Origin of the sequence: Stenotrophomonas sp. NPDC077659 (genome assembly GCF_050268705.1) — a bacterium.
Taxonomy (GTDB): Bacteria; Pseudomonadota; Gammaproteobacteria; order Xanthomonadales; family Xanthomonadaceae; genus Stenotrophomonas.
Genome location: NZ_JBNNHG010000009.1, coordinates 1 through 20,664 on the forward strand (window position 1 = coordinate 1; position 20,664 = coordinate 20,664).

Sequence of the window (20,664 nt, forward strand, 5' to 3'; positions counted from 1 at the left end):
AGGAGTTCCCGGACGGCATCGCCGCCCACGGTGCCGACGCGCTGCGTTTCACCATCGCCGCGCTGGCCACCCACGGCCGCGACATCAAGTTCGACATGAACCGCGCCGAGGGCTACAAGAACTTCTGCAACAAGCTGTGGAATGCCAGCCGCTTCACCCTGATGAACACCGAGGGTGCCGCGTTCAACGGCGTGCCGACGCCGCGCACCGATGCCGAGCGCTGGATCCTGGCGCGCTTGGCCGCGGTGTCCGCCGAGGCGCAAGGCCATTACGCCAACTACCGCTTCGACCTGCTGGCGCAGTGCCTGTATGAGTTCGCCTGGAACGCGTTCTGCGACTGGTTCCTGGAACTGAGCAAGCCGGCGCTGAACGGCGGCGATGCGGCCGATGCTGACAGCACCCGCCACACCCTGCTGTACGTGCTGGAAGCGCTGCTGCGCCTGCTGCACCCGCTCACCCCGTTCATCACCGAACAGCTGTGGCAGCAGCTGGCCCCGCGCCTGGGCCTGGCCGAAACCACGCTGTCGCTGCGCCCGTACCCGACTGCCGACGAATTCGCCGAAGATTTCGCCCAGGCCGAGGCCGACGTCGAATGGCTGAAGGCGGTGATCAGTGCCGTGCGCCGCGTGCGAAGTGAACTGAACGTGGCCCCGTCCAGGCTGGTGCCGCTGCGCCTGCAGGCCGGCCTGGAACTGGACCGCGTGCGCATCGAGCGCTTCAGCGCCTCGCTGTCGTTCCTGCTGAAGCTGGACAGCATCCAATGGCTGGGTGAGGGCGAAAGCGCACCGCCGGCCGCCGCTGCGATCGTGGGTGAGCTGAAGCTGCTGGTGCCGCTGGAAGGCCTGGTCGATCTCGACGCCGAGCGTGCGCGCCTGGACAAGGAGATCAAGCGCGTGGAAAGCGAGAAGGAAAAGAGCGAGGCCAAGCTGGCGAAGTTCACCGACAAGGTGCCGCCGGCCGTGGTCGAGCAGGAGCGCGTGCGTCTGGTCGACTGGAACACCCAGCTGGCCGGGCTGCAGGAACAGCGCGCGAAGCTGTAACACCTGCGGGTTGGTGCCAACCAGGTTGGCATCTACCAACGCGGAATCGGAAACGCCGGGCATTGCCCGGCGTTTCCGTTGGCGGCGTGCTGGCAAGGAGGGTAGTGCCGGCCGCTGGCCGGCAACCCGTCTCCTTTACAACGGCGGCATCGTCTGCAGGTCGTCGTTCACCAGTTCGATCGCCATCACCAGCGCATCCTCGCGGCCATGTGCGGCCGGGTAATAGCGCGGGCGGCGGCCGATCTCGTTGAAGCCTTCGCTGTGATACAGCGCCAGGGCCGGCGCATTGGATGGGCGCACTTCCAGGAACACGCGCTGCGCGCCACGGTCACCGGCCAGGCGCACCAGTGCGCGCATCAGCTGCCGGCCCAGGCCATGCGACTGTTCCAGCGGATCGATGCAGATGTTCAGCACATGGGCTTCGTCGGCGGCGATGCTCAGCATGCCATAGCCGATCAGCACGCCGTCACGCTCCATCGCCAGGCCGGGATAGCCCGCGCGCAGGCAATCCAGGAAGATGCCGCGCGTCCACGGGTACGGGTAGCCCCGCACTTCGATGGCCATCACCGCGGCGAGGTCGCTTTCGCGCAGCGCGCGCATCGACACCGGGCCCGGCCGGGCGACCACACTCATGGCGCGCCCCGCTTGCGCAACGCGCGCAGCTGCGGCCACAGCGCACGCTTGGCCTTGGGATCACGGCGCAACTGTTCCAGCGGCCAGCTGTCCATCAGCGCCTGCGTGGCCGGGTCGTTCGGGTTGCAGCCCGATGCGCGCAGCAGCGCGATCTGCAGGCGATCAGGCAAGCGCACCGACGGCTGCCGCGCATTGCCGCTGGGCAGCGGTCGCGATGCGGCCGGGGCCGTATCCGGAGCCGCGACAGGGGTGGTCCGTGCCGGCGGCACCACGCGTTGGTGCTGGACCGGCGCATATGCGGACGATGCTTCCGCCGGGCGCTGCGGCTGCCGCGGTGCCTCATTGCGTACCGGTGCGGCGGCGGCTTCAGCCTCGGCCACGCTCAGCTGCAGGGCCGCGTCCAGCTCTGCGGCCAGCTGGCCGTCGTGGTAGACGGTATAGCCCATGGCCTGCAGCCAGGCCTGCTGGGCCGGGGACCACAACACGGGCAGGTCCTCGCTCACGCGGCCTCGGGCTTCTTGCGCAGGCGCTGCGTGGCCCACATCACCGGGCCGGACAGGGCGTACAGGACACCCACCACCAACAGCACGCGCGGCAGGTCGATGACCGCGATGGCAATGGCGATGGGTACCAGGGCCAGCACGAGGAACGGCACACGGTCAGAGCGGGTGCCCTTGGCGGCCCCGCCCTTGAAGCTCCAGAAGCGGAGGCGGCTGACCATCAGCAGGGCCGCGACCAGGGTGACGGCCAGCGCGACGAACCGCAGTTCATTGCCATCCCAGCCCAGGTTGCCATCGGCGAAGGCCCAGACAAAGGACATCATCAGGCCGGCCGCAGCCGGGCTGGCCAGGCCGACGAACCAGCGCTTGTCGACCACCGCCACCTGGGTGTTGAAGCGGGCCAGGCGCAGCGCCGCGCAGGCGGCATACAGGAAAGCCACCGCCCAGCCAAGGCGGCCGAGCAGTTCGCCGTCGTACTTCAGCTCCGACAGCGACCAGTGGTACATCACCAGCGCCGGGGCCATGCCGAAGCTGACCAGGTCGGCCAGCGAGTCGTACTGCACGCCGAATTCACTGCTGGTGCCGGTCAGTCGCGCCACGCGGCCATCCAGGCCGTCCATGACCGCGGCCACGAACACGGCGATGCTGGCGTTGACGAAATCGCCGTTGGCTGCCGCGATGATCGCGTAGAAGCCGGAGAACAGGCCTGCGGTGGTGAACAGGTTGGGCAGCAGGTAAATCGTGCGCGAGCGCGGCGGCGGTGTGATCGGGTCCATGGAATCCAGTTTAATCGACTTGCCAGCGGTCGGCGGCAATGCTGCAATCGGCGTTCTACGCCCATTCCCTGGAGTTTGCCATGCGTGCCTTGTCCTGCCTGGGATGCCTGCTGCTGTTGACCAGCGCCAACGCGCTGGCCGGGCCCGTCTACAAATGGAAGGATGCCAAGGGCGTGACCCAGTATTCTGAAACGCCGCCGGCGGGAGTGAAATACGAAACCCGGGCACAGGCCCGCGAGAGCCAGGGCGCTGCCCCTGAGGCGGCAGAGGCCAAGCCGGTGCCCGAACAATGCAGTACCGCCCGCGCCAATGTGACCCTGCTGGAAGGCAGCGGCCCGGTGATGCAGGACACGGACGGTGACGGCAAGGCCGATACCGCGTTGACGCCGGAGCAGCGCAGCGCGCAGAGGGGATTGGCCGAAGCGGCCATCAAGGCGTACTGCCCGCCGGCCGGTTGAGGGAGAGGCTGCAGGGCTTGCAGCCCTGCACCTGCTGCAATGCAACGGCAACGGCCAAAGCCAGAGCGGGCATTCCGTGGGATGGCGGGGCGGTGTCGGATTGCGGGGACGCCGCAAGTACGTCCATGTAGGCTTGGCAGCGGCATCCATGCCGCTGACACCCCGCAATCCGACACCACCCCACCTCTGACAGATTCCTGCGGCAGATGGTGGGTGCCGACCGTTGGTCGGCACATCTTTCGGATATCGAATGAATTCATCCGTGCCGACCAACGGTCGGCACCCACCAAGGCCGTATGCCGTTCCGACAGACCGCGGAAAACTGTCGAAGGCGGGGTGGATCCGGTTGAGGGGGCGTGAGCGCCATGGATGGCGCGACCGAGGCTCCATGGACGGATTCACGCCGTCCCCCTCGACCGGACCCACCCCGCCATCCCACGGAATGCCCGCTTTTGCCGTTGCCGTTGATCTGCAGCGGGTGCAGGGCTGCAAGCCCTGCCAGTACAAACCCCCGGCCGGGCTGGCAGAATAGGCGTCTCTGCCGTTATCCGAAGCCGCCGATGCGCCTCTCCCAGTTCCACCTGCACACCACCAAGGAAACCCCCAGCGACGCCGAGCTGACCAGCCACCGGCTGATGCTGCGGGCAGGCATGATCCGCAAGCTGGCATCGGGCCTGTACACCTGGTCGCCGCTGGGCCTGCGCGTGCTGCGCAAGGTCGAGCGCATCGTGCGCGAGGAAATGGACCGCGCCGGTGCCGTGGAATTCCAGATCCCCACCATCCAGCCGAAAGAACTGTGGGAACAGACCGGCCGCTGGGAAAAGTTCGGCCCGCAGCTGCTGAAGATCAAGGACCGCAAGGAACAGACCTTCTGCTACAGCCCCACCGCCGAAGAAGCGGCCTGCGATTTCGCACGCAGCGAGCTGTCCAGCTACAAGCAGTTGCCGGTCAATTTCTACCAGATCCAGACCAAGTTCCGCGACGAGATCCGTCCGCGTTTTGGCGTGATGCGCGCGCGCGAATTCCTGATGAAGGATGCGTACTCGTTCCATCTGCACGATGACTGCCTGGTGCGCGAATACGAAAACATGAAGGCCGCCTACAGCCGCATCTTCACCCGCCTGGGCCTGGATTTCCGAATGGTGCAGGCCGATTCCGGCGCCATCGGCGGCGATGCCTCGCAGGAATTCCACGTGATCGCCGACTCGGGCGAGGACGCCCTGGTGTTCTCCACCAGTTCGGACTATGCGGCCAACATGGAAGCGGCCGTGGCCGCGGAACCGGCACCGCGCGCAGCGGCGGCTGAAGCAATGCGCAAGGTTGATACCCCCACCCAGAAGACCTGCGAGGACGTCGCTGCCCTGCTTGGCATCGACCTGCAGCGCACGGTGAAGTCGGTGGCGCTGATGACCGAAGGCAGCTTCGTGCTGGCCCTGGTGCGCGGTGACCACGACGTCAACGAGATCAAGCTGGCCAAGGTCGCCGGCCTGGAAGACCAGCGCTTGGCCAGCGAGGCGGAAATCGCCGAGCACCTGGGCAGCGTACCGGGCTTCCTCGGCCCGGTCGCACCGGCCAAGGCCATCCGCGTGGTCGCCGATCGCGAAGTGGCGGCCATGGCCGACTTCGTTGTGGGCGCCAACGAGGCCGGCTTCCACCTGGCCGGCGTCAACTGGGGCCGCGATCTGCCGGAGCCGGAAGTGGCCGACATCCGCAACGTGCGTGCCGGTGACCGTGCGCTGGATGGTGGCGAGCTGAGGATCGCCCGTGGAATCGAAGTCGGCCACGTGTTCCAGCTCGGCCGCAAGTACGCCGAAGCGCTGGATGCCACCTTGCTCGACGAGAACGGCAAGGCCGCGGTAATGGCGATGGGCTGCTATGGCATCGGCATCTCGCGCGTGGTGGCTGCTGCGATCGAACAGAACCACGATGACGCCGGCATCATCTGGCCCGACGCGATGGCGCCGTGGCAGGTGGTGGTGTGCGTGATCAACCCGAAGGGCGACGCCGGCGTGGCCGATGCCGCCGCCGGCCTGCTGCAGGAACTGCGTGATGCCGGCCTGGATGCGGCGCTGGACGACCGCGGCCTGCGCCCGGGCGCGATGTTTGCCGACATGGAACTGATCGGCGTCCCGCACCGGGTGGTGGTCAGCGAACGCGGCCTGGCCGCTGGCACCTTCGAATACCGTTCTCGCCGTGCCAGCGAGGCCGAGAGCCTGGACAGGACTACCCTGCTGCAGCGCCTGCAGGGCTGATCGCAGAGACCGGGGCCCGCCCCGGTCTTTTTTTATCTTTTTTGTGCACGCCAGCAAAATACCGGCAGATATAATCCGGCCAAAAAAGGACGCCGTGTCGCCATCTGGCCGCCATGTCGCGACTGCCGATGTTTGTGCTGGGATTAATTCGTCATTATTCTGTCCCGCGACGCCACGGACCGGCTCGTCCCTGTCCCTTAATTAGTTTCCGGAGTAATCGTAGATGAGCATCGACCTGACCGGCCTGTCGGCACGTGAGCTGGGCGCCCTGATCCGCACCGCCAAGAAGCAGCAGACCATCGTCGCCAAGCGCCGCCCGATCACCAAGGTACGTGCGCAGCTGAGCAAGCTGGCCAAGGCCGAGGGTTACACCATCGAAGAGCTGTTCGGTGATGCCCCGGCCGCCCCGCGCGCGCGCAAGGCTGCCAAGGCCACCAAGGCACCGGCCAGGACCGCCGGCCGCAAGCTCGGCAAGGTTGCCCCGAAATACCGTAATCCGGCCAACCCGAAAGACACCTGGACCGGTCGTGGCAAGCAGCCGCGCTGGATGGCGGAACTGACCGCCAAGGGTGGCAAGAAGCCGGAAGATTTCCTGATCAAGAAGGCCTGAGGCCGGATATCAGGTTGCAATGAAAGACGCCGGCGAACGCCGGCGTTTTTTGTTCCCCGTGTGTGGACCAACGGTCCACACCTACCGATAGCATCACAGCGTCTTGCGCGCCGGTATCAGCAGGTTGCCGAACAGCAGGCCGGCCACCAGCGCCATCACCACATTGAGCACGGTGAGGAACACGCTCTGCCCGGCGCCGACATCCTGTTGCTGCACCAGGGTCAGCACGCCGCGCAGGCTGGTGCTGCCGGGCACCATCATGATGATGCCCGGCAGGCGTATGATCGCCCCGGGGCGCCCGACCAGGCGACCGAACAGGTTGCCAGCGGCCGTCAGCAGCATCGCGGACAGGAAAATGCCTGCCGGTGCGCCCCACGCATGGCCACCGAATTTGGAAATGGCATACCCGGCCACCGACGCCGCCATCACCCACGGATAATCGCGGCGGTGGGCCTTGAACAGCATGGCGAAGGCGAACGCTGCGGTCAGCAGCGACCCCCATTCCACCCACGGCCCCTGCGGCCGCGTCGCACGGATCACCGGCTCCAGGCCAAGCACATCGGCCAGCGTCACCGCGATCATCGCGCCGACGCTGAGTTTCATGATGGTGGTCAGTGCGCCGGCGAAGCGCGCGGTTCCCGATACCCAGTGCTGGCTGGCCAGTTCATTGACCGCATTGGTGAGTGACATGCCCGGCAGCAGCACCACCAGCGAGGCGATGATGACGGTATTGAGATTGAGCGCACCGACAAAAGCGGCCACCAGGGTGGCAACCATGCCGGCCAGCAGCGCAGCGAGCGCTTCTGCCGCCTCGCGGGTCGCCGGGCGACGGTCGGTGACCATCCCGAGCAGGCCGATCATCAGGCCGATGACGCCTGCGGTGGCGATGTCCAGCCACGGCAGTTTCCACATGCCTGCCACGCCGGCCGCGCCCAGGCTGAAGGACAGGATGGTGCGCAGCTTGCCGCCCCGGCCGGGATCCTTGTCCAGCTGGCGCAGCGCGGTATGCCCCTGGGCAATGCTCATGCGGCCGTTGGACACTTCCTCGGCGATGTGGTCGGCCACGCTCAGCTTGTGCAGGTCGTTCTCGCCCGGCGCCAGCCGGATCACCCGGGTGATGTCGCTGGAGCCGATGGCCTGCGCGGGGTCGCTGAAGCTGAGGATGATGCCCGTGGGGTTGGACCACGGTTCACAATCCAGGTCAAGCTGGCGTGCCAGCGCCACCACGGCCGTTTCCAGGCGCTGGGCGGTGGTGCCGTAGCTGTGCAGGCGCCCGGCGATCTCGGAAACAAAGGCCACGCGCTGTGCGTAGGTGGCCTGGGGCGTGGGGATCGTGTGAGCGTCTGCGGACATGCGCCGTAGTATTACCTACACGGGCCCCGGCAGGAGAAATTCATCCCGGTTCGACGCGGTGCGCGGGGCGAAACGGTTATGCTGCGACCCGAATGGCCCCCATGACCCCGAACCATGCCCCCCGGCTTGAACAGGACGCCCACGATCCCGGGCTGATCCACCTGTCCGGACACTGGACCTTGAAGACCGCGCTCGACGCGGCCGATGTCCTGCGCGCGGTTCCCGACACATTGACCGGCATCGATGCCACCGGCATCGAAGTGCTCGACTCGGCCGGCGTGCTGCAGCTGCTGCGCGTGGCCCACCGTGCCGACCTCGGCGAACAGGCCCTGCAGTTCCGTCCGGACCATCAGGCGCTGGTGTGCACCATCGAGGAAGTGGCCGACGACCGGCCCAGGCCCAAGCGGGATTTCGGCGTGCTGGCCGCGCTGGAGCGCCTGGGCGTCAGCGTCCATGCCACCGGCCACAACATCAAGGCGTTGTGCAGCTTCCTCGGTGAGAACCTGGTAAAGGCAGCACGGCTGGTGAAGGAACCGCGACGTTTCCGCCTGACCGCCACCGTGCACCAGATGGAACAGGTGGGCCTGGATGCGGTGCCGCTGGTGGCGCTGCTGTCCTATCTGGTCGGCGCGGTCATCGCCTTCCTTGGCTCGACCATCCTGCGCGACTTCGGCGCGGAGATCTACGTGGTCGAACTGGTCAACATCGCCTTCCTGCGCGAGTTCGCCGTGCTGCTCACCGCCATCGTGCTGGCCGGCCGCACCGCCAGTGCGTTCACCGCACAGATCGGCGCGATGAAGGCGCGCGAGGAAATCGATGCCATGCGCACGCTCGGCCTGGACCCGGTCGACCTGCTGGTGCTGCCGCGCCTGCTGGCGCTGCTGGTGACCCTGCCGCTGCTGACCTTCATTGCGATGATCGCCGGCCTGGCCGGCGGCATCACCGTGGGCGCGTTCGACCTGGACATCCCGCCGCAGATGTACATCGCGCGCATGCACGAAACCATGGAAGTGCGCCACCTGCTGGTCGGCCTGTCCAAGGCGCCGGTATTCGCCCTGGTCATCGGTTTGATCGGCTGCCTGGAGGGCCTGAAGGTGGAAGGCACTGCGCAGTCGGTGGGTGAACGCACGACCTCCAGCGTGGTGCAGACCATTTCGCTGGTCATCATCATCGACGCCTTTGCGGCGTTGTGGTTCATGCACATGGACTGGTGACATGAGCCAACACGACAGCCTCACCGACACCGCGATGCACGACGATCAGGGCCACGACCTGGCGATCCGTGTACGCGGGCTGGTCAATCGCTTCGGCAGCCAGACCGTGCACGAGGGCCTGGATCTGGACGTGCGCCGCGGCGAGATCCTCGGCGTGGTCGGCGGTTCGGGCACCGGCAAGTCGGTCCTGATGCGCTCGATCCTCGGCCTGCGCGTTCCGGACGAAGGGCAGATCGAGGTGCTTGGCCGCGACGCGCGCGCCGACGATGCCGAAAGCCGCCTGCACATCGAGCGCAACACCGGCGTGCTGTTCCAGGATGGCGCGCTGTTCTCATCGCTGACCGTGGGCGAGAACGTGCAGGTGCCGCTGAAGGAACACCACCGCGAACTGCCCGAGCGCTGGCACTACGAACTGGCCCTGCTGAAGGTGAAGCTGGCCGGCCTGCCCGCCGATGCGATCAACAAGCTGCCCTCGCAGTTGTCCGGGGGCATGCGCAAGCGCGCCGGCCTGGCCCGTGCGCTGGCGCTGGACCCGCCGCTGCTGTTCCTGGACGAACCCACCGCCGGCCTGGACCCGATCGGTGCGGCTGCCTTCGACCGCCTCATCAAGACCCTGCAGGAAGCACTGGGGCTGACCGTGTTCCTGATCACCCACGATCTGGACACGCTGTATGCGATCTGCGACCGGGTGGCGGTGATCGCCGACCGCAAAGTGGTGGCCAACGCGCCGCTTGCGGAGATCGAGACACTGGACCATCCGTGGATCCAGGAGTATTTCCACGGACCCCGTGCACGTGCTGCACGGGGCGAACAGATCAAGAGTGCCTGAGCCATGGAAACCAAAGCCAACTACGTGCTGATCGGCGCGTTCACCCTGATCACCGGCCTGGCCCTGCTTGCCTTCGGTCTGTGGGCGGCCAAGTACTCCTCCGACCGTACCTGGCAGGAGTACCGCGTGGTGTTCCGCGAGGCAGTCACCGGCCTGTCGGTCGGCAGCCCGGTGCAGTACAACGGCATCGCGGTGGGCTCGATCACCGAACTGAACCTGGTACCGGACGACCCGCGCCAGGTGGTCGCGCGCATCCGCCTGAACTCCAACACGCCGGTCAAGACCGATACCCGCGCCAAGCTGGCCATCACCAGCCTGACCGGCCCGTCGATCATCCAGCTCAGCGGCGGCACGCCGCAGGCGCCCACCCTGACCACGGTCAACAAGGATCCGGCGCCGATCATCCCCACCACACCGTCTGCGCTGCAGAACATCACCGACGTGGCCAACCGCATCGTCGAGCGCATGGACCAGGTACTCAGCGACCGCAACGTGGCAGCCATCAACGCCACCCTGGCCAACCTGGAAACCATCAGCGGCGGCCTGGCCGACCGTGACCAGGGCACCCAGGCACTGCTGCTGAGCGCACGCGATGCCGCGCGCAGCCTGGACACCACGCTGAAGACCACCAACGGCACCATCGAGCGCCTGGACAAGAACCTGGTGCAGCAGTTGCCCGGCATCATCGACAAGCTCGACGCGACCCTGGGCAAACTGGATTCGGCCGCCGGCAATGCCGATTCGATCCTCGGCGAGAACCGCGCGGCCATCAACAGCTTCGCCAACGATGGCCTGGGCCAGCTCGGCCCGACGTTGAACGAACTGCGCGGCCTGATCCGTGACCTGCGGCGGGTCAGCGACCGCCTTGAGAACAACCCCGCGCGCTACCTGCTGGGCCGCGACGCACCGAAGGAGTTCGACCCCAAATGAGCCCGATGACCCTTCCGCGCCTGCTGCTGGCCGCCTCGGCCGTCGCCCTGCTGGGTGGTTGCTCGATCCTCGGCAGCAGCGACAAGAGCCCGGTCACCCTGTACTCGCCTGCCGTGCAGGTGAAGGTGGACCCGGCCTGGCCGCAGGCTGACTGGCAGCTGGTCGTTTCCAAGCCCAGCGCTGCGCGCATGGTCGACAGCCCACGCATCAACGTGCGGCCAACGCCTTCGGAACTGGAGATCTACAAGGGCGCCAGCTGGGCACAGCCGGCCACCGACATGATCGAGGACACCCTGCTGCGCGGCTTCGAGGATTCCGGCCGCCTGCGCGGCGTGGCCCGCACCGCTGCCGGCATCCGCGCCGACTACAAGCTGGCCACCGATGTGCGCCGCTTCGAATCGGACTACCAGGGCCAGGCCACGCCGACGGTGGTGATTGAAGTGAACGCCAAACTGATCCACACCACCGACCAGCGCGTGGTGGCCGACCGCACCTTCCGCCAGGCGCAGCCAGTGGGCAGCATCGAGTTACCAGCCGTGGCGGCCGCCTTCGAACGCGGCCTGCAGCAGCTGGCGCAGGACGTGGTGGGCTGGACGCTGGTGAATGGGCAGAACGACGCGGCGACGGTAACGCACTGAGTGCGGGTAGCGCCGGGCGATGCCCGGCGGGACCCTGGCGGGTGCGTGCGATAATCAGACGCCACGACCCATTCCCACGCTGATGCCCGACTCCGTCTCCATCGCCGTCTGCACCTACAACGGTGAGCGCTTCCTGCAGCCGCAGCTCGACAGCCTGCTGGCGCAGACCCGCCGTCCGCAGCAGATCGTGATCCGCGACGATGTTTCCTCCGACGGCACGTTAGCACTGCTGCAGGCCTTCGTACCGCGTGCAGAGGCTGCAGGCATCGCAGTGGACCTGCAGGTGAACGCGCAGAATGTCGGCTACCGGCGCAACTTCGATGGCGCACTGCGCGCCTGCACCGGCGAGGTCATCTTCCTGTGCGACCAGGACGATGTCTGGCATGCCGACAAACTGCAGCGGTTCTGCGACGAGTTTGCCACGCGGCCAACGCTGTTGGCGCTGCACTGCGATGCACAGCTGATCGACGCAGCCGGGCAGCCGCTGCCCGGTGCGCTGTTCGACGCCCTGCACTACACCGCCGCCGAACGCGCCCGCATGCACGCCGGCGACGGATTTCGCCTGATGCTGAAGCGTAATCTGATGACCGGCGCGGCCATGGCCTTCCGCCGCCAGGTCCTGGCCGATGCCTTGCCGCTGCCGGCAACCGGTTGGGTGCATGACGCCTGGATCGGCACGTTGGCGGCCATGCGCGGTGAGATCGACAGCCTGCCCGATGCGCTTATCGGGTATCGCCTGCACGACAGCAATCAGCTGGGGCTCGGTGGCAATGACACGGCATCGCGCTCGGTGCGCCGCCAGCGCCAGCTGCAGGCCGAGAAAGAGCAGTGCGACACGCTGCTGCAGCGCACGCGCCCTCGGGACCTGCCTTCGCAGATGATCGCGTTGATTGAGCGCAAGCACCATCATGTCAGCGTGCGGGCCGACCTGCCGGCGTCGCGCCTACGGCGGGTTCCACGGGTGCTGCGGGAGCTGCTGGACGGCAATTACAGGCAGTTTGGGCGTGGCGCCCTCTCCGCCGGGATTGATCTGGTCCGCGGCTGAGGCCAACCTTCACAGGATCAGCCGGGCTGGATCCAGCGGAATGTCAGGTTGATGCGCTCGCCCTGCACCGGCGCCATCTTCGGCAGCGCGTGCTGGTAGAAGCGCTGGGTGCCGCCGGCCATCAGCAGCAGATCGCCGTGGCCCAGCAGGAATTCGGCCTTGCGCGCGTGATCATCACGCCGCCGCAGCAGGAACCGGCGCGCCGCGCCCAGACTGAGCGATGCAATGAGCGGGGCCGGCCCCAGCTCCGGTTCGTCATCACTGTGCCAGCCCATGTAGTGGCCACCGTTGCGGTAGCGATTGACCAGCACGCTGTTGAAGGCACCGATGCTTTGGCCCTGCAACGCCTCTCGCAGCGTCTGCAGCTGCGATGGCCAGGGCTGCGGCACGAATTCCGCACCGGAATAGCGGTAGCGTGCCTGCGGGTCGCCGATCCAGCAGCTCAACCGTGGCGAATCCACCCAGCGGCCAAACATGCGGATGCGATGCACCTCCCACGGCAACTCCACCTGCAGCGCCCGCAGCAGCGCGTCGGCGGCACCCGCAGGCAACCAGCCCGGCAGGTGCTGGACATCGGCATCAGGCAGGTCGTGGGGGAACAGCATCGTGGTCGTCCTCATGCGCGGGGCGGCAGAGGCGCCCCGCGCACGGTCACTCAGGCACGCCGGAACGGTACGCCGGTCTTTTCCTTCAGCTCGTCATCGCCCACGCCAGGCGCCGCTTCCACCAGCACCAGGCCGTCGCCGCTGACATCGAACACGGCCAGGTCGGTGATGATGCGGTCGACCACGCCCACCCCGGTCAGCGGCAGCGAGCATTCGCCCAGGATCTTGTGTTCACCGTTCCTGGCAGTGTGCTCCATCAGCACCACCACGCGCTGCACGCCAGCCACCAGATCCATCGCCCCGCCCATGCCCTTGACCATCTTGCCGGGCACCATCCAGTTGGCCAGGTCACCCTTGTCGGTCACCTGCATCGCACCGAGGATGGCCAGGTTGACGTGGCCGCCACGGATCATCGCGAAGCTGTCATGGCTACCGAAATAGCTGGCACCGGCACGTGCGGTCACGGTCTGCTTGCCAGCGTTGATCAGGTCGGCGTCCACCTCGGCGTCGGTCGGGAACGGGCCGATGCCCAGCAGGCCGTTTTCCGACTGCAACCACACGTCCACGCCCTCGGGGATGTGGTTGGCGACCAGGGTCGGCAGGCCGATGCCCAGGTTCACATAGGCACCGTCGGTCAGTTCCTGGGCAGCGCGCGCCGCCATCTCGCCACGGGTCCACGCCATGTCAGTTGCCCTCCGCGCGGATGGTGCGCTGTTCGATGCGCTTCTCAGGATGCGCGTTGTGCACGATGCGGTGCACGTAGATGCCCGGCAGGTGAACCTGGTCCGGATCGATCGCACCCACCGGTACCACCTCTTCCACTTCCACGATGCAGACCTTGCCGGCCATCGCACAGGCCGGGTTGAAGTTGCGCGCGGTCTTGCGGAACACCAGGTTGCCGGCTTCGTCTGCCTTCCAGGCCTTGACCAGGGCGACGTCGGCGCGCAGCGCCGTTTCCATCACGTAGTGCTTGCCGTCGAACTCCCGGGTTTCCTTGCCCTCGGCCACCACCGTGCCGTAGCCGGTGGCGGTGAAGAACGCCGGAATGCCTGCACCGCCGGCGCGCAGGCGCTCGGCCAGGGTGCCCTGCGGGTTGAATTCCAGTTCCAGCTCACCGGCCAGGAACTGCCGTTCGAATTCCTTGTTTTCGCCCACGTAGGACGAAATCATCTTGCTGATCTGCCGCGTTTCCAGCAGCTGGCCCAGGCCGAAACCATCGACGCCGGCATTGTTTGAGATCACCGTCAGGCCCTTGGCGCCGCTGTCGCGCAGCGCGGCGATCAGCGCCTCGGGAATGCCGCACAGACCGAAGCCACCCACGGCCAGGGTCTGGCCATCGGCAACGACGCCCTGCAGGGCCTCCGCTGCCGAAGCGAAGCGCTTGCTGCGCTTGCCGCTGGAAGTTGCGTGTTGCATCTCTACAGCCCTACAGGGGAAGGATATGCGCATTCTAGCCGCAGGGCTGCCAACGGCCTGGATGCGCCGCAGCATTGACCTGCCTGGGCGGAGGTTCTGGCTAGAATGGAGGATTGCCCGTTGCAAGGGCGCCGGTCCCGAATAGTGATGTCCCTCCCCTACGACGACGAAGACCTGATCCGCTGGTTTGATGAAGGCACACTGGGCCGCAGCGAGCAGTGCATTGGTGGCGTCGAAAACCTGCAACGCCACGGCGATCTGCTCATTGCCGATGTGCAGGGCACGGCCCGGCGCCCCTACAGCGTGGAAATCGATCTGGCGGCGAGCACCCGCACGGCGCGTAGCCGATTGCACGGTGAATGCACCTGCCCGGTGGGTCACAACTGCAAGCATGTCGCCGCCGCCCTGGTGGTCTACCTGCTGGATGGCGCTGACGAGGACGATACCGAGATCCCGGGGGAGGAGGACGACGACATTGCATCCGTGCTGGACGGCCCGCCGCGCCCGGAGCTGCTGGCCGAGCTGTCGCGCTGGCAGAACAAGCGCAGCCAGCCGGCCAGGCCACGCCGGAACGGGGTCGTTTTCGATCTGTCCACCTCCAACCACCGCCCCTACGTGGTGATGCGCAAGGTGAACTACCGCCCCAATGGTACCGTCGAGTTCGGCAAGTGGATGGAGATCACCGCCGAAATGCTGCTCAATCCGCCCGGCTACCTCACCCCGTCCGACATCTCGGTGATCGCCCAGCTGTGGGCCGAGCGCCACGCGACGACGCAGGGACCGCGGATCGACATCAACGCGACCCTGCAGCTCATCGTCGACAGCGGCCACGGCTGGGTCTCCGGCCAGCATCACCAACGCGTGCCCGCCCGTCCCGGCGCAGCACGTCGCGGAACGCTGTCCTGGCGGATCGACGACGTGAACGACACGCCGCTGTCCTTCCCATCGCTGCAGGTGGAAGGCGATGCTGAAGGCCTGGTCATGGGCAGCGCCGCCGGTTATCTGGACCCCGTCACCGGGGAGGTCGGTCCGCTGCTGCTGGATGTCAGTACGGAAGATGCCGATGTCTTCCTGACCCTGCCCCACCTGCTGCCCAGCGAGGCCCCGGTGGTGGCGCAGGTGCTGCAGCAGATGGATCCTGCCCTGCCGCGCCCGAGCGCGCCCGATGGGCTGCAAACACTGCAGATCAGTGCCATGACTCCGGTGCTGCGCCTGCACAGCGTCGAGTTCCGGCCGGGCTGGCTCAATCGCCGCGCTCCCTCGCAGTGGGCGGATGTGGCCACGGTCGCCTTCGAGTATGACGAACACGTGCGCTTCCTGGACAACCCCAGCGTGTTCGTCCACGACAGCAACGGCGATCTGGCCCTGCTGCCGCGCGACCCGGCGGAGGAAGCGCGGCGCGAGCGCGAACTGCACCGCTTCCATCTTCATCGCGACACGGCACCGGAGGCCGCGCTGCTCGATGCGGGGCCACAGTTCATTCTGCGCAGCCGCGACTGGACCCGCCTGCTGCTGCAGGACGTGCCGCAGCTGGAAGCGCTGGGCTGGAAGGTGGAGGTCGATGACGATTTCCGCCACCGCATCACCCTGGTCGAAGACATCGATCTGGACATCCAGCCCAGTACATCCGAAGAAGGATGGTTCGATCTGGCGCTGGACATCCAGGTCGATGGCCGCACCGTGCCGCTGGCCCCGCTGCTGCACAAGGTGCTGCAGACCGATCCGCGCTGGCTGCGCGGGCAGATCGACGCCATCGGCGACGATGAGAACGTGATGCTGTCGCCCGGCGACAACACCCACCTGGCCATCCGCGCCGCCCGCCTGAAACCGGTCATCGCGTTGCTGGCCGATCTGTTCACCCAGCGCGACGCGCCCCTGCGGGTGTCGGCGCGTGACCGTGGCCGCCTGCGCGCCCTGCAGGACGATGCACGCCTGCAGTTCAAGGGCAACCAGGATACCCGTGCACTGGTGCAGCGGCTGATCCAGACCCCGGCGCCGGCCGAGGTCACTCCCCCTGCGGGCCTGGATGCGACCCTGCGCCCTTACCAGCGCGAAGGACTGGCGTGGCTGCAGTATCTGCGGCAGCAGGAGCTGGGCGGCGTGCTGGCCGATGACATGGGTCTGGGCAAGACCCTGCAGACCCTTTCGCACATCCTTCTGGAAAAGGAATCGGGCCGGTTGGAGAAGCCGGCACTGGTGGTGGTGCCCACCTCGCTGCTGCACAACTGGCAGAGCGAGGCCGCCCGCTTCACCCCGGGCCTGCGCGTCCTGGTGCTGCATGGCAACCAGCGTGCGACCAACTTCGCCCGGATCGGCGAACACGACCTGGTGCTGACCACCTACCCGCTGGTGTGGCGCGATGAGGAAGCACTGCAGGCTCATGACTATCACCTGCTGATCCTCGATGAAGCGCAGCAGGTGAAGAATGCGAAATCCAAGGCCGCCATCACCCTGCGCACGCTGCACGCACGGCACCGCCTGTGCCTGACCGGTACGCCATTGGAAAACCATCTGGGCGAGCTGTGGACCCAGTTCGACTTCCTGCTGCCGGGCCTACTGGGCAGCGAAAAGCAGTTCAACCAGCATTGGCGCCAGCCGATCGAGCGTGGCAGCGACCCACAGCGCGCGCACCTGCTCGCCCAGCGCCTGCGTCCTTTCATGCTGCGCCGGCGCAAGGATCAGGTGGCCGCGGAGCTGCCGCCCAAGACCGAGATCACCCGCACGGTGGTGCTGGAAGGCGCCCAGCGCGATCTGTACGAAACCGTGCGCGCGTCGATGGAAGCCAAGGTACGTGAGGCCGTGGCCAGCCAAGGGCTGGGGCGCAGCCACATCGTCGTGCTCGACGCCCTGCTGAAGCTGCGCCAGGTCTGCTGCGACCCGCGCCTGCTGCCCGGCGAAACCGCAAAACGTGGCGCCTCTTCGGCCAAACTGGACCTGCTGCGCGACATGCTGCCGGACATGGTGGAAGAGGGCCGGCGCATCCTGCTGTTCTCGCAGTTCACCAGCATGCTGGCGCTGATCGCGCAGACGCTGGACGAGCTGGGCCTGGCCTATGTGCAGCTGACCGGCGACACCCAGGACCGGGCCACGCCGGTGCAGCGCTTCATGCAGGGCGAGGTGCCGATCTTCCTGATCAGCCTGAAGGCGGGCGGCGTGGGGCTGAACCTGACCGCGGCCGACACCGTCATCCACTTCGATCCCTGGTGGAACCCGGCGGCGGAACGGCAGGCGACCGACCGCGCGCACCGCATCGGCCAGCAGCAGCCGGTGTTCGTCTACCGGCTGATCGCCGCCGGCAGCATCGAGGAACGCATCGCTGAGCTGCAGCAGCGCAAAGCGGCGCTGGCCGAGACCATCCTGGAGGGGACCGGCACGAGTGGCCCGCGCTTCAATGACCAGGACCTGGAAGCGCTGCTGGCCCCCCTGCCGGGAGTGGCACCGAAAGCCAAGCGGGGGCGGCCGGCGCGGACCTGACGCGCCGGGCGATCACGTGGCGTTGCAGCATGGAAACGATTCCCATACAGGGCTGGCGGTACAATCAGTGTCTGTGCTCACAATGGATCTGATCGATGCCCCTGCCCGCCTTCAAGGCCTATGACATCCGCGGCCGCGTGCCGGAAGAACTGAATGAAGACCTCGCCCGCCGTATCGGCGTGGCACTGGCCGCTCAGCTCGCGCCCGGCCCGGTGGTCCTGGGACATGACGTCCGCCTGACCAGCCCAGCCCTGCAGGCCGCGCTCGCTTCCGGCCTGCGCGGCGTCGGCCGCCAAGTGATCGACATCGGCCTGTGCGGCACCGAAGAAGTCTATTTCCAGACCGACCATCTGGGCGCTGCGGGCGGCGTGATGGTGACCGCCAGCCACAACCCGATGGACTACAACGGCATGAAGCTGGTCAAGGAAAACGCACGGCCGATCAGTTCGGACACCGGCCTGTTCGCGATCTCCGACGCCGTGGCCGCCGATACCGGCGGCGCGCAGCCGCCGAGCGCAGCGCAGACCACGCGCCACGACAAGCACGCCTACATCGATCACCTGCTCAGTTACGTGGACGCCAGCACGCTCAAGCCTCTGAAGCTGGTCGTCAACGCCGGCAACGGCGGTGCCGGTGCCATCGTCGACCTGCTGGCGCCGCACCTGCCGCTGGAATTCATCCGCATCTGCCATGAACCCGATGGCAACTTCCCCAACGGCATCCCCAACCCGCTGCTGCCGGAGAACCGCGCCGCCACTGCCGAAGCCGTACGCGAACACGGTGCCGACTTCGGCATCGCCTGGGACGGTGACTTCGACCGCTGCTTCTTCTTCGACCACACCGGCCGCTTCATCGAGGGCTACTACCTGGTCGGCCTGCTGGCCAAGGCCATCCTCGCCCGCCAACCGGGCGGCAAGGTCGTGCACGACCCGCGCCTGGTCTGGAACACGGTGGAAATGGTCGAAGCCGCCGGCGGCGTGCCGGTGCTGTGCAAGAGCGGCCATGCCTTCATCAAGGAAAAGATGCGTGCCGAGGATGCCGTGTACGGCGGCGAGATGAGCGCCCACCACTACTTCCGCGAGTTCGCCTACGCCGACTCCGGCATGATCCCATGGCTGCTGATCGCCCAGCTGGTTTCCGAAAGCGGCCGTTCGCTGGCCGACTGGGTGGAAGACCGCATGGCAGCCTTCCCCTGCAGTGGCGAGATCAATTTCAAGGTGGCCGATGCCAAGGCCGCCGTCGCCCGCGTGATGGATCACTTCGCCGCGCAGTCGCCGGCATTGGACCATACCGATGGTGTCAGCGCCGACTTCGGCGACTGGCGCTTCAACCTGCGCAGTTCCAACACCGAACCCCTGCTGCGCCTGAACGTCGAAGCGCGCGGCGATGCATCGCTGATGCAGGCACGTACTGACGAAATTTCCCGCCTTATCCAGCAGTAATCAAGGAAGATCATGAGCAACATCCAGCCCGTCATCCTCTCCGGTGGTTCCGGGACCCGTCTGTGGCCGCTGTCGCGCGAGGCTTACCCCAAGCAGTTCCTGCCACTGGCCGGCGAGCTGACCATGCTGCAGGCGACCTGGCAACGCGTCGCGCCGCTGGCGGCGCATGGCCCGCTGGTGATCGCCAATGAGGAACACCGGTTCGTCGCTGCCGAGCAGCTGCAGCAGGTGGGTGCCGAACCGGCCGCGATCATCCTTGAACCGGTGGGCCGCAATACAGCACCCGCCATCGCGGTGGCGGCACTGGAGGCCACCCGTGATGGCGCTGATGCGCTGCTGCTGGTGCTGCCCTCGGACCATGTGATCACTGAAGAAGCCGGGTTCCGCGCGGTTGTGCTGGCTGCGGCCAGCGCCGCTGAAGCCGGCAAGCTGGTCACCTTCGGCATCGTGCCGACCGGCCCGGAAACCGGCTATGGCTACATCAAGGCCGCTGATGGCCAGGGTCTGCGCGCAGTCGAGCGTTTCGTCGAAAAGCCGGACCTGGACACCGCCACCGGCTATGTGGCCAGCGGCCAGTACTACTGGAACAGCGGCATGTTCCTGTTCAAGGCCTCGCGTTACCTGCAGGAACTGGAACGCTTCCAGCCGGCGATGCTGGCCGGTTGCCGCCAGGCTTGGCAGCAGGCCCGTCGCGACGTGGACTTCACCCGTCTGGACAAGGACGCCTTCGCTGCCGTGCCTTCGGACTCCATCGACTACGCGGTGATGGAAAAGACCGACGACGCCGTGGTGATTCCGCTGGACGCGGGCTGGAACGATGTCGGCTCGTGGACGGCACTGCGCGATGTCTCGCAGCAGGACGGCGACGGCAACGCCCACCAGGGTGATGTGATCGCCATCGACTGCCGCAATACCTACGCCTACGCGCAGCGCCTGGTGGCGCTGGTCGGCCTGGACGATGTGATCGTGGTCGAGACCGACGACGCGGTGCTGGTCGGGAACGCCGACCGCATGCAGGAGGTCAAGACCGTGGTGGCGCAGCTGAAGGCCGACGGTCGCAGCGAAGCGACGTGGCACCGCAAGGTCTACCGTCCGTGGGGGGCCTACGATTCGATCGACAACGGCGAGCGCTTCCAGGTCAAGCGCATCACGGTCAAGCCCGGCGGTACGCTGAGCCTGCAGATGCACCACCATCGTGCCGAGCACTGGATCGTGGTCAGCGGCACCGCCGAGGTTACCCGTGGCGACGAGGTCATCCTGCTGAGCGAGAACCAGAGCACCTACATCCCGCTGGGCGTGACCCACCGCCTGCGCAACCCGGGCAAGCTGCCGCTGGAACTGATCGAAGTGCAGTCGGGCAGTTACCTCGGCGAAGATGACATCGTGCGCTTCGAGGACACCTACGGGCGCAGTTGAGATTGTGTGGTCGCCGGGCCCACGGCCCGGCGA

Annotated in this window: 19 protein-coding genes; 12 read left to right on the forward strand and 7 right to left on the reverse strand. The window is 66.9% G+C overall.

Going from position 1 to position 20,664, the window contains the following annotated elements; genetic code table 11:
* On the forward strand, positions 1 to 1,040 hold a 1,040-nt coding region (locus ACQKDV_RS02555; RefSeq protein WP_427782227.1), incomplete at its 5' end, for a class I tRNA ligase family protein.
* Between the two features lie 135 nt (positions 1,041 to 1,175).
* On the opposite strand, the gene rimI is transcribed toward ACQKDV_RS02555, so the two are convergent.
* From rimI to pssA, 3 genes are read right to left on the reverse strand one after another with little or no spacing between them, the layout of a single operon-like run.
* Positions 1,176 to 1,673 carry a ribosomal protein S18-alanine N-acetyltransferase gene (gene rimI, locus ACQKDV_RS02560; protein ID WP_427782228.1) on the reverse strand — a complete coding sequence of 166 codons (498 nt, stop codon included), beginning with the start codon at positions 1,671 to 1,673 and terminating at the stop codon, positions 1,176 to 1,178.
* Positions 1,670 to 2,176, reverse strand: a complete 507-nt coding sequence (locus tag ACQKDV_RS02565; RefSeq protein ID WP_427782229.1) for a hypothetical protein — start codon at positions 2,174 to 2,176, stop codon at positions 1,670 to 1,672. Before ACQKDV_RS02565 ends, rimI begins: the two co-directional genes overlap by 4 nt.
* On the reverse strand, positions 2,173 to 2,949 hold the full coding sequence (pssA, locus tag ACQKDV_RS02570; RefSeq protein WP_427782230.1) for a CDP-diacylglycerol--serine O-phosphatidyltransferase: 777 nt from the start codon (positions 2,947 to 2,949) through the stop codon (positions 2,173 to 2,175). Before pssA ends, ACQKDV_RS02565 begins: the two co-directional genes overlap by 4 nt.
* Positions 2,950 to 3,029: 80 nt before the next feature.
* Here pssA and ACQKDV_RS02575 point away from each other — a divergent pair, with 80 nt between their 5' ends.
* The 3 genes from ACQKDV_RS02575 to ACQKDV_RS02585 all read left to right on the forward strand — a co-directional run bounded on the left by ACQKDV_RS02575 (position 3,030) and on the right by ACQKDV_RS02585 (position 6,269).
* Positions 3,030 to 3,407, forward strand: a complete 378-nt coding sequence (locus ACQKDV_RS02575; RefSeq protein ID WP_427782231.1) for a DUF4124 domain-containing protein — start codon at positions 3,030 to 3,032, stop codon at positions 3,405 to 3,407.
* Positions 3,408 to 3,967: 560 nt separating this feature from the next.
* Positions 3,968 to 5,659 (forward strand): proline--tRNA ligase, encoded by a 1,692-nt coding sequence (locus ACQKDV_RS02580; RefSeq protein WP_427782232.1) that lies wholly within the window; start codon positions 3,968 to 3,970, stop codon positions 5,657 to 5,659.
* A gap of 223 nt (positions 5,660 to 5,882) precedes the next feature.
* Positions 5,883 to 6,269 (forward strand): H-NS family nucleoid-associated regulatory protein, encoded by a 387-nt coding sequence (locus ACQKDV_RS02585; RefSeq protein WP_427782233.1) that lies wholly within the window; start codon positions 5,883 to 5,885, stop codon positions 6,267 to 6,269.
* A 93-nt stretch (positions 6,270 to 6,362) separates the two neighbouring features.
* Here ACQKDV_RS02585 and ACQKDV_RS02590 read toward each other — a convergent pair whose 3' ends face one another.
* Positions 6,363 to 7,622 carry a threonine/serine ThrE exporter family protein gene (locus ACQKDV_RS02590; protein ID WP_427782234.1) on the reverse strand — a complete coding sequence of 420 codons (1,260 nt, stop codon included), beginning with the start codon at positions 7,620 to 7,622 and terminating at the stop codon, positions 6,363 to 6,365.
* 92 nt (positions 7,623 to 7,714) lie between these two features.
* Between ACQKDV_RS02590 and ACQKDV_RS02595 the strand changes: the two genes are divergently transcribed.
* The 5 genes from ACQKDV_RS02595 (at position 7,715) to ACQKDV_RS02615 (ending at position 12,278) form a co-directional block, all read left to right on the forward strand.
* Positions 7,715 to 8,836, forward strand: coding sequence for an MlaE family ABC transporter permease (locus tag ACQKDV_RS02595; protein WP_427782235.1), 1,122 nt, complete (start codon positions 7,715 to 7,717; stop codon positions 8,834 to 8,836).
* Position 8,837: 1 nt separating this feature from the next.
* Positions 8,838 to 9,665 (forward strand): ABC transporter ATP-binding protein, encoded by an 828-nt coding sequence (locus ACQKDV_RS02600; RefSeq protein ID WP_427782236.1) that lies wholly within the window; start codon positions 8,838 to 8,840, stop codon positions 9,663 to 9,665.
* Positions 9,666 to 9,668: 3 nt separating this feature from the next.
* Entirely contained in the window at positions 9,669 to 10,595 is a 927-nt protein-coding gene (locus ACQKDV_RS02605) for an MlaD family protein (RefSeq protein ID WP_427782237.1), read from the forward strand.
* On the forward strand, positions 10,592 to 11,233 hold the full coding sequence (locus ACQKDV_RS02610; protein ID WP_427782238.1) for an ABC-type transport auxiliary lipoprotein family protein: 642 nt from the start codon (positions 10,592 to 10,594) through the stop codon (positions 11,231 to 11,233). Before ACQKDV_RS02605 ends, ACQKDV_RS02610 begins: the two co-directional genes overlap by 4 nt.
* A gap of 82 nt (positions 11,234 to 11,315) precedes the next feature.
* On the forward strand, positions 11,316 to 12,278 hold the full coding sequence (locus ACQKDV_RS02615; protein WP_427782239.1) for a glycosyltransferase family 2 protein: 963 nt from the start codon (positions 11,316 to 11,318) through the stop codon (positions 12,276 to 12,278).
* A 17-nt stretch (positions 12,279 to 12,295) separates the two neighbouring features.
* Here the strand turns inward: ACQKDV_RS02615 and ACQKDV_RS02620 are convergent, their stop codons facing one another.
* Genes ACQKDV_RS02620 through ACQKDV_RS02630 form a run of 3 tightly spaced genes read right to left on the reverse strand, consistent with a single transcriptional unit; the run spans position 12,296 to position 14,299 of the window.
* The gene (locus ACQKDV_RS02620; protein ID WP_427782240.1) at positions 12,296 to 12,883 is read right to left on the reverse strand and encodes an alpha-ketoglutarate-dependent dioxygenase AlkB family protein; all 588 of its coding nucleotides are present in this window, start codon (positions 12,881 to 12,883) and stop codon (positions 12,296 to 12,298) included.
* Positions 12,884 to 12,933: 50 nt separating this feature from the next.
* Positions 12,934 to 13,566, reverse strand: a complete 633-nt coding sequence (locus ACQKDV_RS02625) for a CoA transferase subunit B (RefSeq protein ID WP_427782241.1) — start codon at positions 13,564 to 13,566, stop codon at positions 12,934 to 12,936.
* Between the two features lies 1 nt (position 13,567).
* A complete protein-coding gene (locus tag ACQKDV_RS02630; protein WP_427782242.1) occupies positions 13,568 to 14,299 on the reverse strand; it encodes a CoA transferase subunit A in 732 nt (243 codons plus the stop codon).
* 147 nt (positions 14,300 to 14,446) lie between these two features.
* Between ACQKDV_RS02630 and ACQKDV_RS02635 the strand changes: the two genes are divergently transcribed.
* The 3 genes from ACQKDV_RS02635 (at position 14,447) to ACQKDV_RS02645 (ending at position 20,631) form a co-directional block, all read left to right on the forward strand.
* Positions 14,447 to 17,773 (forward strand): SNF2-related protein, encoded by a 3,327-nt coding sequence (locus tag ACQKDV_RS02635; RefSeq protein WP_427782243.1) that lies wholly within the window; start codon positions 14,447 to 14,449, stop codon positions 17,771 to 17,773.
* Between the two features lie 95 nt (positions 17,774 to 17,868).
* Positions 17,869 to 19,215, forward strand: a complete 1,347-nt coding sequence (locus ACQKDV_RS02640; RefSeq protein WP_427782244.1) for a phosphomannomutase — start codon at positions 17,869 to 17,871, stop codon at positions 19,213 to 19,215.
* Positions 19,216 to 19,227: 12 nt separating this feature from the next.
* The gene (locus tag ACQKDV_RS02645; RefSeq protein ID WP_427782245.1) at positions 19,228 to 20,631 is read left to right on the forward strand and encodes a mannose-1-phosphate guanylyltransferase/mannose-6-phosphate isomerase; all 1,404 of its coding nucleotides are present in this window, start codon (positions 19,228 to 19,230) and stop codon (positions 20,629 to 20,631) included.
* Positions 20,632 to 20,664: the final 33 nt, after the last annotated feature.

Bases quoted from the DNA above. Each gene is read 5' to 3' on its own strand.
- rimI (WP_427782228.1), bottom strand. From the start codon at position 1,673: ATGAGTGTGGTCGCCCGGCCGGGCCCGGTGTCGATGCGCGCGCTGCGC.
- pssA (WP_427782230.1), bottom strand. From the start codon at position 2,949: ATGGACCCGATCACACCGCCGCCGCGCTCGCGCACGATTTACCTGCTG.
- ACQKDV_RS02575 (WP_427782231.1), top strand. From the start codon at position 3,030: ATGCGTGCCTTGTCCTGCCTGGGATGCCTGCTGCTGTTGACCAGCGCC.
- ACQKDV_RS02580 (WP_427782232.1), top strand. From the start codon at position 3,968: ATGCGCCTCTCCCAGTTCCACCTGCACACCACCAAGGAAACCCCCAGC.
- ACQKDV_RS02585 (WP_427782233.1), top strand. From the start codon at position 5,883: ATGAGCATCGACCTGACCGGCCTGTCGGCACGTGAGCTGGGCGCCCTG.
- ACQKDV_RS02590 (WP_427782234.1), bottom strand. From the start codon at position 7,622: ATGTCCGCAGACGCTCACACGATCCCCACGCCCCAGGCCACCTACGCA.
- ACQKDV_RS02595 (WP_427782235.1), top strand. From the start codon at position 7,715: ATGGCCCCCATGACCCCGAACCATGCCCCCCGGCTTGAACAGGACGCC.
- ACQKDV_RS02600 (WP_427782236.1), top strand. From the start codon at position 8,838: ATGAGCCAACACGACAGCCTCACCGACACCGCGATGCACGACGATCAG.
- ACQKDV_RS02605 (WP_427782237.1), top strand. From the start codon at position 9,669: ATGGAAACCAAAGCCAACTACGTGCTGATCGGCGCGTTCACCCTGATC.
- ACQKDV_RS02610 (WP_427782238.1), top strand. From the start codon at position 10,592: ATGAGCCCGATGACCCTTCCGCGCCTGCTGCTGGCCGCCTCGGCCGTC.
- ACQKDV_RS02615 (WP_427782239.1), top strand. From the start codon at position 11,316: ATGCCCGACTCCGTCTCCATCGCCGTCTGCACCTACAACGGTGAGCGC.
- ACQKDV_RS02620 (WP_427782240.1), bottom strand. From the start codon at position 12,883: ATGCTGTTCCCCCACGACCTGCCTGATGCCGATGTCCAGCACCTGCCG.
- ACQKDV_RS02625 (WP_427782241.1), bottom strand. From the start codon at position 13,566: ATGGCGTGGACCCGTGGCGAGATGGCGGCGCGCGCTGCCCAGGAACTG.
- ACQKDV_RS02630 (WP_427782242.1), bottom strand. From the start codon at position 14,299: ATGCAACACGCAACTTCCAGCGGCAAGCGCAGCAAGCGCTTCGCTTCG.
- ACQKDV_RS02635 (WP_427782243.1), top strand. From the start codon at position 14,447: ATGTCCCTCCCCTACGACGACGAAGACCTGATCCGCTGGTTTGATGAA.
- ACQKDV_RS02640 (WP_427782244.1), top strand. From the start codon at position 17,869: ATGCCCCTGCCCGCCTTCAAGGCCTATGACATCCGCGGCCGCGTGCCG.
- ACQKDV_RS02645 (WP_427782245.1), top strand. From the start codon at position 19,228: ATGAGCAACATCCAGCCCGTCATCCTCTCCGGTGGTTCCGGGACCCGT.